The sequence below is a fragment of the Pigmentiphaga daeguensis genome, assembly GCF_039523035.1.
GTDB lineage: Bacteria > Pseudomonadota > Gammaproteobacteria > Burkholderiales > Burkholderiaceae_B > Pigmentiphaga > Pigmentiphaga daeguensis.
Window position 1 is genome coordinate 18,379 of record NZ_BAAAEN010000034.1, and the last position, 13,675, is coordinate 32,053.

Annotated in this window: 15 protein-coding genes and 1 other RNA gene; 11 read left to right on the forward strand and 5 right to left on the reverse strand. The window is 65.9% G+C overall.

Annotated elements, in window-relative coordinates:
* The first annotated feature begins 310 nt into the window (after positions 1–310).
* Positions 311–1,624 carry a hemolysin family protein gene (locus ABD104_RS27235; RefSeq protein ID WP_087837227.1) on the forward strand — a complete coding sequence of 438 codons (1,314 nt, stop codon included), beginning with the start codon at positions 311–313 and terminating at the stop codon, positions 1,622–1,624.
* 121 nt (positions 1,625–1,745) lie between these two features.
* Positions 1,746–2,060, forward strand: coding sequence for a hypothetical protein (locus ABD104_RS27240; protein WP_087837228.1), 315 nt, complete (start codon positions 1,746–1,748; stop codon positions 2,058–2,060).
* Positions 2,061–2,106: 46 nt separating this feature from the next.
* Here the strand turns inward: ABD104_RS27240 and ABD104_RS27245 are convergent, their stop codons facing one another.
* The 3 genes from ABD104_RS27245 to ABD104_RS27255 all read right to left on the reverse strand — a co-directional run bounded on the left by ABD104_RS27245 (position 2,107) and on the right by ABD104_RS27255 (position 5,518).
* Positions 2,107–3,141 (reverse strand): alpha/beta hydrolase, encoded by a 1,035-nt coding sequence (locus ABD104_RS27245; protein WP_279817766.1) that lies wholly within the window; start codon positions 3,139–3,141, stop codon positions 2,107–2,109.
* Positions 3,142–3,363: 222 nt separating this feature from the next.
* A complete protein-coding gene (locus ABD104_RS27250; RefSeq protein WP_087837230.1) occupies positions 3,364–4,344 on the reverse strand; it encodes a Bug family tripartite tricarboxylate transporter substrate binding protein in 981 nt (326 codons plus the stop codon).
* A 94-nt stretch (positions 4,345–4,438) separates the two neighbouring features.
* Positions 4,439–5,518 carry a 4-oxalomesaconate tautomerase gene (locus tag ABD104_RS27255; protein ID WP_087837293.1) on the reverse strand — a complete coding sequence of 360 codons (1,080 nt, stop codon included), beginning with the start codon at positions 5,516–5,518 and terminating at the stop codon, positions 4,439–4,441.
* 60 nt (positions 5,519–5,578) lie between these two features.
* Between ABD104_RS27255 and ABD104_RS27260 the strand changes: the two genes are divergently transcribed.
* Positions 5,579–6,487, forward strand: a complete 909-nt coding sequence (locus ABD104_RS27260) for a LysR family transcriptional regulator (RefSeq protein ID WP_087837231.1) — start codon at positions 5,579–5,581, stop codon at positions 6,485–6,487.
* An 11-nt stretch (positions 6,488–6,498) separates the two neighbouring features.
* Here ABD104_RS27260 and ABD104_RS27265 read toward each other — a convergent pair whose 3' ends face one another.
* Positions 6,499–6,831 carry a thioredoxin family protein gene (locus ABD104_RS27265; RefSeq protein WP_279817764.1) on the reverse strand — a complete coding sequence of 111 codons (333 nt, stop codon included), beginning with the start codon at positions 6,829–6,831 and terminating at the stop codon, positions 6,499–6,501.
* A 134-nt stretch (positions 6,832–6,965) separates the two neighbouring features.
* Here ABD104_RS27265 and metG point away from each other — a divergent pair, with 134 nt between their 5' ends.
* The gene (metG, locus tag ABD104_RS27270) at positions 6,966–9,029 is read left to right on the forward strand and encodes a methionine--tRNA ligase (RefSeq protein WP_279817763.1); all 2,064 of its coding nucleotides are present in this window, start codon (positions 6,966–6,968) and stop codon (positions 9,027–9,029) included.
* A 48-nt stretch (positions 9,030–9,077) separates the two neighbouring features.
* Here the strand turns inward: metG and ABD104_RS27275 are convergent, their stop codons facing one another.
* Complete coding sequence (locus tag ABD104_RS27275; RefSeq protein ID WP_343928567.1) at positions 9,078–9,332, reverse strand: DUF6356 family protein; 255 nt, start codon at positions 9,330–9,332, stop codon at positions 9,078–9,080.
* Positions 9,333–9,609: 277 nt separating this feature from the next.
* Here ABD104_RS27275 and ABD104_RS27280 point away from each other — a divergent pair, with 277 nt between their 5' ends.
* The 7 genes from ABD104_RS27280 to ABD104_RS27310 all read left to right on the forward strand — a co-directional run bounded on the left by ABD104_RS27280 (position 9,610) and on the right by ABD104_RS27310 (position 13,661).
* Complete coding sequence (locus tag ABD104_RS27280; RefSeq protein ID WP_087837235.1) at positions 9,610–9,801, forward strand: DUF3460 family protein; 192 nt, start codon at positions 9,610–9,612, stop codon at positions 9,799–9,801.
* Between the two features lie 11 nt (positions 9,802–9,812).
* On the forward strand, positions 9,813–10,694 hold the full coding sequence (locus tag ABD104_RS27285) for a segregation and condensation protein A (RefSeq protein WP_087837236.1): 882 nt from the start codon (positions 9,813–9,815) through the stop codon (positions 10,692–10,694).
* A gap of 67 nt (positions 10,695–10,761) precedes the next feature.
* A complete protein-coding gene (gene panC / locus ABD104_RS27290; protein ID WP_338617765.1) occupies positions 10,762–11,604 on the forward strand; it encodes a pantoate--beta-alanine ligase in 843 nt (280 codons plus the stop codon).
* Between the two features lie 124 nt (positions 11,605–11,728).
* On the forward strand, positions 11,729–12,031 hold the full coding sequence (locus ABD104_RS27295; protein ID WP_087837238.1) for a hypothetical protein: 303 nt from the start codon (positions 11,729–11,731) through the stop codon (positions 12,029–12,031).
* The gene (locus ABD104_RS27300; protein WP_087837239.1) at positions 12,018–12,320 is read left to right on the forward strand and encodes a cell division protein ZapA; all 303 of its coding nucleotides are present in this window, start codon (positions 12,018–12,020) and stop codon (positions 12,318–12,320) included. Before ABD104_RS27295 ends, ABD104_RS27300 begins: the two co-directional genes overlap by 14 nt.
* 52 nt (positions 12,321–12,372) lie before the next feature.
* Positions 12,373–12,553, forward strand: a non-coding RNA gene (gene ssrS, locus ABD104_RS27305) — 6S RNA.
* Positions 12,554–12,839: 286 nt separating this feature from the next.
* A complete protein-coding gene (locus ABD104_RS27310; RefSeq protein ID WP_087837240.1) occupies positions 12,840–13,661 on the forward strand; it encodes a sulfite exporter TauE/SafE family protein in 822 nt (273 codons plus the stop codon).
* Positions 13,662–13,675: the final 14 nt, after the last annotated feature.

Sequence of the window (13,675 nt, forward strand, 5' to 3'; positions counted from 1 at the left end):
GTACGGCCGCGCAGGCCCGTTCGACTGACAAACTCATGACGCTTCCGCTGTATTGATTTTCAACCGCAAGCATAGCGGATCATGCGCGTGTTCCGTGATCGCGCGCGGAGTATTGTTTCCATCTGTTTACGGCCGCTCCGGCGCCCGTAAGTAGCATTGCCCATTTGGAATACGGCCATCCTCGGCTAGACTACGGGGTCTTCATAACAGTAGGTGGGGGAAATTCGGTCAAATAAGACCGGTTTCGATGGCGTTACAAGCGTTTTCCAAACAAAAGGGGAATGCCCGCCTGACCGACCCGCCTGAAAAAATGGAAATTGGCTTACTTCTGATTTTGTTCATCGCCAACGGCATTTTCGCCATGAGCGAGATCGCCGTTGTCACCGCCCGCAAATCCCGCCTGCAACAGCGCGCCGACGAAGGCGACGCCAAGGCCCGCGCCGCGCTCGAACTGGCCGAACACCCCACGCGCTTCCTTTCCACTGTCCAGATCGGCATCACCTCGATCGGCATCCTGACCGGCATCGTGGGCGAGGGCGCCCTGGCCAAGCCGCTGGCCGAGGCCATCCGCGACCACTTCCCGGCACTGGCGGACGCGGCCAGCGCGATCGCGCTGACCCTGGTGGTCATCGTCATCACCCTGATGTCCATCATCATCGGCGAGCTGGTCCCCAAGCGGCTGGGCCAGATGCACGCGGAGACCATCGCGGGCCTGATCGCCGCGCCCATGCGCCTGCTGTCGTGGGTCGCCACGCCCTTCGTCAAGCTGCTGTCGCTGGCCACGGACACGGTGCTCAAGCTCATGGGCGTCAGGGAAAACAACGACCAGCTCGTCACCGAAGAAGAAATCCAGGTACTGATGGCCCAGGGCGCCACGGCGGGCATCTTCGAACAGGCCGAGCAGCAAATGGTGCGCAACGTCTTCCGGCTGGACGAACGGCGCCTGTCCTCGCTCATGGTGCCGCGCTCGGACATCGTCTACCTGGACGTCAACGCACCGCTCGAGGTCTCGCGGGCGAAGATCGAAAGCTCGCACTACTCCCGCTTCCCCGTCGTGCGCGAAGACCTGTCGGACGTGATCGGCTTCGTGCGCGCCAAGGACCTGCTGGCCCAGCTCATGGCCGGCGAGCCGCTCGATCTTGCCAGCCGGCTGAGCCCGGTGCTGTACGTACCCGAAACGTTGACCGGCACCGAGCTCGTCCAGAATTTCCGCGACTCGCACACCCAGACGGCGCTGGTCGTGGATGAATATGGCGACGTACAAGGCCTGGTGACCTTGCGCGACGTGCTCGAAGCCATCGTCGGCGAATTCCATACCTCCACCGCGCCCGAGGAATCCTCGGCCGTGCAGCGCGAGGACGGCTCGTGGCTGCTCGACGGCCTGCTCGACGTGCACGAGATGGAGGATATGCTGGGTTTACAGCATCTACCCGAAGGCGATTCGGGCACTTACCATACGCTGTCCGGCATGCTGATGCTGCTGCTGGGCCGCATCCCGCACACCGGCGAGCAGGTCGACTGGGCGGGCTGGAACTTCGAAGTGGTCGATATGGATGGCAAACGCATCGACAAGGTCATCGCCACCCGCATCGAACCGGTCGAAACCCCGGAAGAACCCTATTGAACCTGGCCGCGGACGTCCCCACCTGCAAGGTGAGCCCGAAAAACCGGGAACTTTTCCAAGCCCGCCGCCGCCCAAACGCTTTCACCGCCCGCTCCGGGCGCTCCCGCCCGACGCACCACCTATGACTGACACCATCGCCAAATTGCTACGCACCGCCTTCGTGGCGGGCATCGCCCTGGTCGGCATGATCATGGCGGCCATCCTCCTCGCCTCGACCGCCGTCGCCCTGGCCATCGTCTATGTCGTGGCCAAGCTGCGCGGCAAGCCGTTCGTCGCCAATACCTACTGGAAGCGCTCCCAGACCCGCTGGGGCTTCGGCGGCGGCAACGCCGAGGGCGCCACCGCGGCGGCGGCCCCCGCCCGCTCCACGAGCGGCTACGCCAACCGCATGAAGCGCAGCGACATCGTCGACGTCGAGGTAAGAGAGCTGTCCTGAAAGGCAAGCCCTCCCCCATGCGGCCTTCGGCCGCTCCCTCGCCAACCTACCGATACAACCCGCGTTTGGCCAGCCACTCGTTGATCAGCGCGGACACTTCCAGGTTGTTCTTGTCCATCATCACCATGTGGGAATTGCCCTTGATACCCACCTTGGGCAGATCGACCTCGTCCACCTGGCCGCCGGCCTCCCTGACGGCCTGGGCGAAGCGCGCGCCCTTGGCGCGGATCGCCGGCCAGCGCGAGTCCTGTTCGATGTAGTCGCCGTACACCATCAGGGCGGGCACCGACTTCAACGCCGCGATCTTTTCCTTGTCCTCGTCGCCAACCTCGGCCGGCTCGACCGCCACCACGGCGCGGATCTTGTCCGGGCGTGCCTGCGCGGCCTGGAAACCGAACTTGCCGGCCTGGCTGTGCACCAGCAGCACGCACGGGCATACCTTGTCCACCAGTTGCAGATAGGCCTTCAGCGTGGGCTCGTCCGTGGTGATCCACCGGGGCACGAACTGCCGTGAAAACTGCCAGATCTGGTCGGCGGGAAACTGGTTCCCGGGCAGCAGCTTGCGCTTCGCCGGATCATCGCTCCACGACCCCGCCCCGCCGATGCGGAAGCGCTCGTAGGCATTGGCCGCGGTGACCAGCACCGGATCGCCCTGCCACACCGGCTTGGCCGTGGCCGGCCATCCCGAACGGCCACGCTCGACCGCGTCCGAGTTGTAGACCGCCCATCCCTTGCGCAGGAAATCGTTCAGCCACCCGGGCCGGCCATCGGGCGTCGTCTCGTACGTCACCCCCGTCAAACCGCCGCCATGCCACATCAAGAGCGGCACCGCGCCCTTGCGGGGCTCGGGGATGAAGTACTGCACGTACATCTGCCCGACCATGTAGGTGCCGTTGGGATCGATCTTCAGCGGCACGCCGTTGGCGGTGAACTTCACCTCCTTCACCGGCTCGCCCGACACCACGAAAGGCTCGCCGCCGATATGGAACGACCCCATGTCGCGCAACACGATAGGCTGCGCCACCGCAGCCCCCGCCCAAGCCGACGCCGCCACCGCGACCGCCGCAACTGTCCTCTTCATATCTCCTCCTGATAAAGAAAAAGGCGGTGCAAGCACCGCCCTCCAAACCACTCTGCCCCCTCCAGGGCACAGCGGATCCGGCTCCGCCGGTCCGCCAGTGCCGCCCCCTGGGGACCCGGCGCCGGGCCGCCCCAAGGCGGGTCCCGGCCCCCTTGGGGGGGCTGCCGCGTAGCGGCTGGGGGCCCACCATCCTGGGCGCGCGAAGCGCGTAGGGGGGGACCCTTACTCAGTGGTGATCTTCGCCGCTTCCACCACCTTCTTCCAGCGAGCCACTTCGGACTTCACGAATTCACCCAGCTCCTGCGGCGTGCTGCTCTTCGTGTCGGCGCCCTGCTCCTTGAACTTGGCGATGACTTCGGGGTCATGCAGCGCGGCGTTGAGCTCCTTGTTCAGGCGCTCGACGATGGCGTCGTCGGTGCCGGCCGGCGCGAACAGCGCATACCACTGGGGCACGCTGACGCCCTTGACGCCCAGCTCTTCCAGCGTCGGCACGTCCTTCAGGACGTCGGAACGCTTGTCGCCGGCCAGGGCCAGGGCCTTGATCCGGCCCGAGGCCAGGTGAGGATAGGCGCTGAACAGGCTGGGGAACATGACCTGCGTCGTGCCGGCCAGCGTGTCGGTCATCGCCGGCGCCGAGCCCTTGTACGGCACGTGCAGCATGTTGGCGCCCGTCACCATCTTGAACAGCTCGGCCGTGACGTGCGGCGCGGTGCCGGCGCCCGCCGAGGCGTAGCTCAGGCCCTTGGGATCCTTCTTGGATTTCTCGATCAGGTCCTTGACCGAGGTGATGCCGGAGGACGAGGACACGACCAGCAGCGTGGGCGAGCTGGCCAGCAGGCCGATGGGCTTGAAGTCCTTGACCGGGTCGTAGCGCAGCTTCTGCAGCGCGGGGTTGATGCCGTGCGTGGCGATGTAGCCGAACAGGATGGTGTAGCCATCCGCCGGGGCGCGCGCCACGTACTCGCTGCCGATGGCGCCCTGCGCGCCGGCCTTGTTGACGACCACGACGCTTTGCTTGAGGCTGTCGCCCATCTTCTGGGCGATGACGCGCGCGAACGCGTCGTTGCCGCCGCCGGGAGCGGTGGGAACGACGATGGTGATCGGGCGCTCGGGCCAGGCGGCCTGGACGCTGGCGGCGCCCAGGGACAGGGTGAAGGCAGTGGCAAAGGCGGCGATCGCCGGCACTCGGAACGAGGCTTGCATGAATGAGTCTCCGTGTGATTCTTCGGAACTACCGAAGCGTAAGCGGCTTCCGCCAGGCGCTCGACGATGGCGCTCGGAGGCGGATGACGCGGTCCTAAAAAAAGCGTGCAGGAATGTAAAGCTGCCCTTCCATGATTTTCCGGGCGGTGCGAATCAGGCCTGCACCGCACACTTCGATCGAAGGCGCGGTGCCGCGCAATTCGACATCGACCTCGATGCGCCCCGAGGGGTGCGCCACGGCGATGCGATGCATGCCGGCCGCGCGCGGCGCGCCCAGCTCGAACGCCACCGTGCCCGGCGTCACGAAGGCGGTTGCCACACCGATGGCGCCGGTCACCGCATGCGAGCGGTGGCACTTGTGCGGCGTGAAATACCGCGACACCACCGTATCCGCATCCGCCGACGCGCTGACCAGTACGGGCTTGGGAATGACGCTGTCGGTGACGTCGCCCAGGCCCATGCGCCGGCCGGCCTCCAGGCGCAGGGACTCCAGCCGTGCCAGCATGGCCGTGTTGGCATCCAGCTCGGCCGCCGTCTCGTCGCCCTTCACGCCCAGTTGCGATGCGCGCACGATCATCAGCGGCATGGCCGCATCGATGCAGGTGACGGGCACGCCGTCGATGACGTCCTGCGTGTTGCCCGTGGGAAACACCTTGCCCGTGACCGAGCCCCAGGCATCGAGGAAGTTCAGCCGGATCGGCGCGCCGGTGCCCGGCACGCCGTCGATGCGGGCATCGCCCTCGTATTCGGTCTTGCCGCCCGGCGTCTGCACCACGGCATCGATGGTCGAATTCGTGTTGACATTGTAGATCCGCACGCGGGTCTCGCCGTCGCTGGCGGCGACCATGCCCTGGTCGATCGCGAAGGGCGCGACGCCGGACAGCATGTTGCCGCAGTTGGGGCGGGTGTCCACCAGGGCGCGGTCGACCGACACCTGGGCGAACAGGTAGTCGACGTCGCAACCGGGACGCGTCGAGGGCGACACGATGGCGACCTTGCTGGTCAGCGTATTGGCCCCGCCCAGCCCGTCGACCTGCAGTTCGTGCGGCGACCCCATGGCCGCCAGCAGCACCTGGTCGCGCTTGGCGACGTCCTGCGGCAGCCATTCGGCGCGAAAATAGGGACCGCGGGACGTACCGCCCCGCATCAGTACACAAGGTATGGCTTTTTGCATGACGAAATAATGCACCTGGCTTGTGCATTAGTAAATTGCATTTTTTATATAATTTGATGCATGGCACGCATCAGTTTTGACCTCCAGGAATTGCAGGCTTTCGTCGCGGTCGCGGAACGCTCCAGCTTCCGCGCGGCCGCGGACGACCTCCATCTGTCGCAGCCCGCGCTCAGCCGGCGCATCGAGAAGCTCGAGGCCATCCTGGGCGCGCGCCTGCTCGACCGCACCACACGGCACGTTTCGCTCACCAATGTGGGGCGCGTGTTCCTGGAACGCTCGCGCGCCGCGCTGGACGAGCTGGAAAGCGCCATGCTGGGCGTGAGCGACCTCGCGGCGCAGCTCAGCGGCCTGGTCACGGTGGCCTGCGTGCCGTCGGTGGCCTACTACTTCCTGCCCTCGGTGCTGCGCGACTTCACCGCCAAGCACCCGCGCATCCGGGTCCGCGTCATCGACGAAGGCGCCAACACCGTCCTGAACGCCGTCATCTCGGGCCGGGCCGACTTCGGCGTGAACTTCATCGGCACCCAGGAGGCCGAGGTCGATTTCAAGGCCATCTTCAAGGAAAACTTCGTCTTGGCGGCGCGCAAGGACCATCCCCTGGCCCGGCGCAAGTCGGTCACCTGGGAGGACCTGACCCGGGAACGCGTCATGACCGTGGACAAGGGCAGCGGCAACCGGCTGCTGATCGAAGCCGCACTGGCCAAGAGCGGCAAGCGGTCGCAAACCGCCATCGAAGTCAGCCATATCCTGACCCTGCTGGGCATGGTGGAAGCCGGCCTGGGTGTCGCGGCCGTCCCGCAACTGGCCCTGCCCCTGACCACGCACGCGACCCTGGTCGGCATTCCGCTGTCGCAGCCGCGCGTCAGCCGCACGCTGGGGCTGATCTCCAAGCACGGGCGGCCGCTTTCCCCGGCCGCCAACCTGCTCTACGACATGCTTCGCAACGCCGGCCGCGCGGCGCGCGCCTGACCGCGCCCGCCTCAGGCCGGCGGATCGATCAGGGCCAGCGCCTCGCGTATCTGCCCCGCCTGGCCGGGGCGTACCAGGCGCGCCACTTCGCGCCCGCGATCCAGGAACACGAGCGTGGGCCACAGCTTCACCCCGAACGAGCGCCCCAGCGGCCGGCCCTTGCCGTCCTCGATCTTCAGGTGCCGCACCTTGGCGTGTCCCTCGAAGGCGGCCTCGATCAGCGGCTGGGCCGCCAGGCAATGCCCGCACCAGGGCGCGCCGAACTCCAGCACCGTGGGCTCGCCCAGGGCGTCGATCTCGTCCCGGGCGGGTTCCCGGGCCGCATAAACGGTGTTCATGGACATGGATGCCTCCTGTACGCCCAGTATGGCAAAAACGGCGGCCAAGCGGCGCGCGCAAGCGCCGTGCCCGGCCATCGGCCGCCCCAGCGGCTAAAATCCCTTATTCGATACTTTCATCGCCCCCTCGTTTCCGCCCCATGTCGCGCACACTCTTCGTCACCACCGCCCTGCCCTACGCCAACGGATCCTTCCACATCGGCCACATCATGGAATACATCCAGGCCGACATCTGGGTCCGCAACATGCGCATGCAAGGCCATACGGTCCACTTCGTGTGCGCCGACGACGCCCATGGCGCGCCCATCATGCTGAAGGCGGAAAGCGAAGGCATCACGCCGCGCGAACTCGTCGCCCGCATCGCCGCCGAACGCCCCAGGTACCTCCAGGGCTTCCACATCGCATTCGACCACTGGCACTCCACCGACACCGACGAGAACACCGAGCTGTCGCGCCAGATCTATCTGAAACTGCGCGATGCCGGCCTGATCGAGACCCGCACCATCGAGCAGTTCTACGACCCCGTCAAGGGCATGTTCCTGGCCGACCGGTACATCAAGGGCGAATGCCCCAAGTGCGGCGCCAAGGACCAGTACGGCGATTCCTGCGAGGTCTGCGGGGCCGTCTACGCCCCCACCGACCTGCGCAATCCGTATTCCACCCTGACCGGCGCCACGCCCGTCCTCAAGACGTCGGACCACTTCTTCTTCAAGCTGTCCGACCCGCGCTGCTACGCCTTCCTGCAGGAATGGACCGGCAGCGTCAACGGCAACGGCACGCCGCGCCTGCAGCCCGAGGTCTACGCCAAGACCCGCGAATGGCTGGGCGAGGAAGGCAAGCTGGCTGACTGGGACATCTCGCGCGACGCGCCCTACTTCGGCATCGAGATCCCCGATGCGCCGGGCAAGTATTTCTATGTCTGGCTCGACGCGCCGGTGGGCTACCTGGCCTCGCTGAAAGCCTATTGCAAGAAGACCGGCCTGGACTTCGACGCCCTGCTCGATCCGCAGTCCGATACCGAGCAGTACCACTTCATCGGCAAGGACATCGTCTATTTCCACGCCCTGTTCTGGCCCGCGATGCTGCATTTCGCCCAGCGCAAGACGCCCGACGGCCTGCACGTCCACGGCTTCATCACCGTCAGCGGCGAGAAGATGTCCAAGAGCCGCGGCACCGGCATCTCGCCGCTGCGCTACCTCGACCTGGGCATGAACCCCGAGTGGCTGCGCTACTACATCGCCGCCAAGCTCAACGCCCACGTCGAGGACATGGACTTCAACCCCGAGGACTTCGTCGCGCGCGTCAACAGCGACCTGGTCGGCAAGTACGTCAACATCGCCAGCCGCGCCTCGAACTTCCTGATCAAGCATTTCGACGGCCAGCTCTGCTATGAAGGCGGGACGCCCATCGAACTCGAGAACGAGCTCAACGCCGCGGCGACGCTCGTGCGCAACGCCTTCGAGGCGCGCGAGTTCGGCAAGGCCATCCGCGAGATCATGGCCACCGCCGACCGCATCAACCAGGCCTTCGACGCGGCCCAGCCCTGGGTGCTGGCCAAGCAGCTGGACGACGCGGACAAGAAGCGCGAACTGCACGAGATCTGCTCGCGCACCATGATCGGCTTCAAGGCGCTGTCGGTCATGCTGGCGCCGGTCCTGCCCGAGCTGACGCGGCGGGTGGCGCACGAGCTGTTCGGCCTGGGGCGCGATTTCGAATGGCGCGACGTGGTCGTGCCGCCGCAGCGCATCGCGCCCTACAAGCACCTTGCGCAGCGGGTCGACCCGAAGCTGCTCGACGCGCTGCTGGAAGCGCCCGCCGCGCCGGCGCCCGCGGCGCCCACGCCCGGCGGCGAGGAGATCGCACCCGTCATCACCATCGACGACTTCGCCAAGATCGACCTGCGCATCGCCAGGATCGTCAATTGCGAATACGTGGAAGGCTCGGACAAGCTGCTGCGGCTGACGCTGGATGCCGGCGAAGGCCGCACCCGCAACGTATTCTCCGGCATCAAGTCGTCCTACAAACCGGAAGACCTGGTCGGCAAGCTCACCGTGCTGGTGGCCAACCTCGCGCCGCGCAAGATGAAGTTCGGGGTATCCGAGGGCATGGTGCTGGCCGCGAGCCACGCCGATGAAAAGACGCAGCCCGGCATCTATGTGCTGGAGCCCGTGGCGGGCGCCCAGCCCGGCATGCGCGTACGGTAGGCGGCGCGGCGGGCCGTGCCTTCGCCCGGGGGGCGGCGCCCGCCGGGCCTAGCGCGCCCGGGCTTGCGGCGTCTGCCCGGCCGGCACGTGGCCGGCCTTGACGCGGTTCACCACCATCTTGTCGTTCAGGTTCTTGATGATGGACGAACCGGTGCGCACGCACAGGAACGGGAACAGGCCGTGGATCAGGGCCGCCAGGCCGCCCATCAACATGCGGAACGCGAACCCCCACGACGCGGCGAGATGTTCGAAGTACGTCTCACCCACGGAAGCGGGATGCGAAGTGAACGACCATTTGCTCATGGGAATGTCGGAAAGTAGGGAAACCGGGGGGATACTTTATCAATGGAGCCCCGCAAAATTACTGCAAATTTACGTCCAAGCCAGGCCGGAAGATAAAAATCATTCCCCAAATCCGCAAAAATAAAGAAAAATCACCCCACCACCCCGGACAAACCGCCCCGGACGCCCGCCGGCCGGCGCCACGGCCCGGCGTGCAGTAAACTCCCGGGTGCACAGCAGACGTCCCGACCGACGGCCCACGCGCCGGCGGCACGGCATGCCAGAACAAAGGTTAGTCATGGCCAAGAGTTACGAATCCGACATCACCCGATTCCTGCAGGACCTGAAGCAGCAGCGCCCCAACCTCGAAAGCGAGCAGAAGCAGGGCCGCGCCCGCCTGTGGGACAAGACCATCGATCCGGAACTCGTCGAAGGTTTCAAGGCCGGCACGGTGCCGCAGAAGCCCTATGTCTATCAGACTGAAGACTGATCACCTCCCGCATGGGCTCTTCCCCGCCCCCCAACGACGGGCTGGCAGCATTGGCTGAACCCGCGGTCGACAGCACGCCCGACGTCGTCGACGGCGTTGCCATCGCCCGGCTCTACGGCGAGCCGCTGTTCGCGCTGCCGCAAGACCTGTACATCCCTCCCGATGCGCTCGAGGTTTTCCTCGAGACCTTCGAGGGCCCCCTCGACCTGCTGCTCTACCTGATCCGCAAGCAGAACTTCAACGTACTGGACATTCCCATGGCGGAAGTCACGCGCCAGTACCTGTCGTACGTCGACCAGATCCGCAAGCACAACCTGGAACTGGCCGCCGAGTATCTGCTCATGGCGGCGCTGCTGATCGAGATCAAGTCGCGCATGCTGTTGCCCGTGCGCAAGGCCGACACCGACGAGGAAGTCGAGGACCCGCGCGCCGAACTCGTCCGGCGCCTGCTCGAGTACGAACAGATGAAGCTGGCCGCGCAGAAGCTGGACCAGTTGCCGCAGCTGGGACGCGACTTCGTGCGAGCCCAGGTGCTGCTGGAACAGACCACCGTGCGCCGCCTGCCCGACGTCAACGTCGAGGAACTGCGCGACGCGTGGGCCGACATCGTCAAGCGCGCCAAGCTCAATGCGCACCACCACATCTCGCGCGAGGAACTGTCCGTGCGCGATCACATGAGCCAGATCCTGCGCAGGTTGCAGAACGTGCGCTACATGGAGTTCACCGAACTCTTCATGGAACGCGTGCAGGACGGCGCCGGCGTGCCGGTGATCGTCGTGCACTTCATCGCCATGCTGGAACTGGCACGCGAGTCGCTGCTCGAGATCACCCAGGCCGAGCCGTACGCGCCGATCTACGTGCGCCTCGCCTTCACTTCCGTCCATACCCACTGAGGCCCCGGCGCGCGGCCCGGCCGCCCGCCTCCCCGGCCTCCAAGCCCACCTTACCGAATCCAACGCCATGAAGGTCGTCCACACCATCGAAGAATTGCGCGATCAACTGCGCGGCCAGCTCCGGGTCTCGTTCGTTCCCACGATGGGCAACCTGCACGAGGGCCATCTGGCCTTGATGAAGACGGCCCGCCAGCATGGCGACCCGGTCGTCGCCAGCATCTTCGTCAATCGCCTGCAATTCGGGCCCAACGAGGACTTCGACCGCTATCCGCGCACGCTGCCCGCCGACATCGAGAAGCTCGAGCGCGACCGCAACGTCTACGTGCTGTTCGCGCCCGACGAGCGCGAGATGTACCCCGAGCCGCAGAACTTCCGCGTCCAGCCGCCCGACGACCTGGGCGGCATCCTGGAAGGCGAGTTCCGTCCCGGCTTCTTCGCCGGCGTATCCACCGTCGTGCTCAAGCTGCTGTCCTGTGTGCAGCCGCGCGTGGCCGTGTTCGGCAAGAAGGACTACCAGCAGCTGATGGTGGTGCGGGCCATGTGCCGGCAGTTCCAGTTGCCGATCGAGATCGTGCCGCAGGAAACGATACGCGCGGACGACGGCCTGGCCCTGTCCTCGCGCAACGGCTACCTGAGCGCGGACCAGCGCGCCGAAGCGCCGCAGCTGTACGCGACGCTGCGCCGCGTGCAGGCCGGCCTGCGCGGCGGCAACCACGACGTCGCCGCGCTCGAGCGCGACGCCGCCGCCACGCTGGGCGGGCGCGGCTGGAAGGTGGACTACATTTCGGTGCGGCGCCAGCGCGACCTGCTGCCGCCCAGCCGCGAAGAGGTCGAAGGCGGCGAGCCGCTGGTCGCGCTGGCCGCGGCCAAGCTCGGCACGACCCGGCTGATCGACAACCTGGAGCTGTAGGCGGGCGCGCCATCCGGCCTCGGTTGCGAGGCTTGCAAGCAATTGATACAGCGCTGCGCGGCCGGGTCCCCGGCTGCGCGCCGTTCGCTACAATTCCCGGCACTGGATGGTTTACGATACGCCCATGATCGAAGATCTCGACCTTCTCGCCAGCCGCATACGCCAGCTCACCGAGCTGACGCAAAGCCTGCGCGACGAAAACGCGGCGCTGGGCAAGAGCCTCGCCCAGCGCGATTCGCACATCCGCGTGCTGCGCGATACGCTGGCTGCCGCGCAGTCGCGGGTCGAGGGCGTATTGGCGCGCCTGCCCGGCGGCGAGGAACCCGCCGAGGAAGTCGAGGGCGAGGCCGATGCGCCGGACAACGCTTCCTCTCCTGGATCAGAAAGCGCCGACCCGGGCGCTCGGAGTCTATATGGAACGTCTTGACGTCACCATCCTCGGCAAGGACTACCCGCTGGCTTGCGAACCTTCCGAAAAGGAAGCGCTGCTGACCGCGGCCACCATGGTCGATCGCGCCATGCAGCGCATCAAGGCCGGAGGCAAGGTCGCGGGCACCGAGCGCATCGCGGTGATGGCGGCACTGCAACTGGCCGCCGAGCTGATGAATGCGAATTCTCCCGACTCGCGACTTGCAGTCGGCGACTACAAGCGTAAAATCGAGGACATGCATCGCATGGTCGATGCAGCCCTGGGGGCCCAAGAAAAGTTGTTTTAAGTTTTGATGTTTGTGCGGTACTTTTCGGTGCGGCACAAACGCGTATGATCAGTCTTCCCTGCCGTGCTCGTGTTTGGCCTTATATTTCTTGGACCCATGCTTATGGCATGAGGTTGTGGAAATTGCCCGCGGGTGTGATCGTCTCTCCGTCAGACGAACCCGAAGCGCGGCTGACCGCGACCACCTTGAACCCCGGTTCAAGATGCCGGCCTAGCGACACAGGCGGGGATCCTATCCGACCCGGAGCATATACGTTATGCTCCGGGTTCTTTTTTGCCCCCCCTACGCGCTTACGCGCGCCCCCCAGGGGGCGATGCGGGTGGACCGGCGGAGCCGGATCCACCGCATCCTGGGGTACCAACAGGCTGGCGGGGGGCGGCGTTCGTCAATGCCGACTTGATTGGTTTCGACCAAGCATTGCCGAGGTAGTTTTTTTCGGTGCTAGAACTAGAACGAAGGGTGCGTCTTGGGGAGAAGAGACGCGTCCACCGATTTACCAACTATCGTCAAGACTTCAACATGGATCCATTGTTTATCGTTGCCTTGCTCGTACTCGGGGCCTGCACCGGCTTTGCCGCGGGGCTGCTCGGCATAGGCGGGGGCATGATCATGGTGCCTTTCCTGACCATGCTGTTCACCTGGCAGCGCCTGCCGCCCGAACTGGTGGTGCATGCGGCGATCGCGACGTCGATGGCGTCCATCCTTTTCACGTCGGTTTCCAGCGTGCGCGCGCACCACAAGCGGGGCGCGGTGCGGTGGGACATCGTGGCGCGGTTCGCGCCTGGGCTGGTGATCGGCGGGCTGCTCGCGGGCGGGGCGGTGTTCTCGGCGCTCAAGACCGGATGGCTGGCGCTGGTGTTCGCGCTGTTCGTCGGATATTCGGCCATCCAGATGCTGCTGGACAAGAAGCCCAAGCCGACCCGCCAGATGCCGGGCACGCTGGGCACGTCCGCCGCGGGAACCGGCATCGGTTTCCTGTCCGGACTGGTCGGCGCCGGCGGCGGCTTTGTGTCCGTCCCTTTCATGACCTGGTGCAACGTCCCGTTGCACAACGCCGTCGCCACCTCGGCGGCGCTGGGTTTTCCCATCGCGCTGGCCAATACCGCGGGTTACATCTGGTCAGGCATGCAGCATCCCAGCGGGCAACCCGGCATGCTCGGGTATGTCTATTGGCCGGGGCTGATCGTGTTGATCGTTTCGAGCGTGCTACTGGCACCGGTGGGTGCCCATACCGCGCACAAGCTGCCGGTGCGTTCGCTCAAGCGCATCTTCGCCTACCTCCTGATGCTGCTGGCGGCCTATATGCTATACAAGGCTGTCACCGCGCTGACGGGGGCCTGACAGGCGCCGCGGTC

Excerpts from the sequence above, each read along its gene's own strand:
- ABD104_RS27235 (WP_087837227.1), top strand. The coding sequence starts at position 311 with ATGGAAATTGGCTTACTTCTGATTTTGTTCATCGCCAACGGCATTTTC.
- ABD104_RS27240 (WP_087837228.1), top strand. The coding sequence starts at position 1,746 with ATGACTGACACCATCGCCAAATTGCTACGCACCGCCTTCGTGGCGGGC.
- ABD104_RS27245 (WP_279817766.1), bottom strand. The coding sequence starts at position 3,141 with ATGAAGAGGACAGTTGCGGCGGTCGCGGTGGCGGCGTCGGCTTGGGCG.
- ABD104_RS27250 (WP_087837230.1), bottom strand. The coding sequence starts at position 4,344 with ATGCAAGCCTCGTTCCGAGTGCCGGCGATCGCCGCCTTTGCCACTGCC.
- ABD104_RS27255 (WP_087837293.1), bottom strand. The coding sequence starts at position 5,518 with ATGCAAAAAGCCATACCTTGTGTACTGATGCGGGGCGGTACGTCCCGC.
- ABD104_RS27260 (WP_087837231.1), top strand. The coding sequence starts at position 5,579 with ATGGCACGCATCAGTTTTGACCTCCAGGAATTGCAGGCTTTCGTCGCG.
- ABD104_RS27265 (WP_279817764.1), bottom strand. The coding sequence starts at position 6,831 with ATGTCCATGAACACCGTTTATGCGGCCCGGGAACCCGCCCGGGACGAG.
- metG (WP_279817763.1), top strand. The coding sequence starts at position 6,966 with ATGTCGCGCACACTCTTCGTCACCACCGCCCTGCCCTACGCCAACGGA.
- ABD104_RS27275 (WP_343928567.1), bottom strand. The coding sequence starts at position 9,332 with ATGAGCAAATGGTCGTTCACTTCGCATCCCGCTTCCGTGGGTGAGACG.
- ABD104_RS27280 (WP_087837235.1), top strand. The coding sequence starts at position 9,610 with ATGGCCAAGAGTTACGAATCCGACATCACCCGATTCCTGCAGGACCTG.
- ABD104_RS27285 (WP_087837236.1), top strand. The coding sequence starts at position 9,813 with ATGGGCTCTTCCCCGCCCCCCAACGACGGGCTGGCAGCATTGGCTGAA.
- panC (WP_338617765.1), top strand. The coding sequence starts at position 10,762 with ATGAAGGTCGTCCACACCATCGAAGAATTGCGCGATCAACTGCGCGGC.
- ABD104_RS27295 (WP_087837238.1), top strand. The coding sequence starts at position 11,729 with ATGATCGAAGATCTCGACCTTCTCGCCAGCCGCATACGCCAGCTCACC.
- ABD104_RS27300 (WP_087837239.1), top strand. The coding sequence starts at position 12,018 with ATGGAACGTCTTGACGTCACCATCCTCGGCAAGGACTACCCGCTGGCT.
- ABD104_RS27310 (WP_087837240.1), top strand. The coding sequence starts at position 12,840 with ATGGATCCATTGTTTATCGTTGCCTTGCTCGTACTCGGGGCCTGCACC.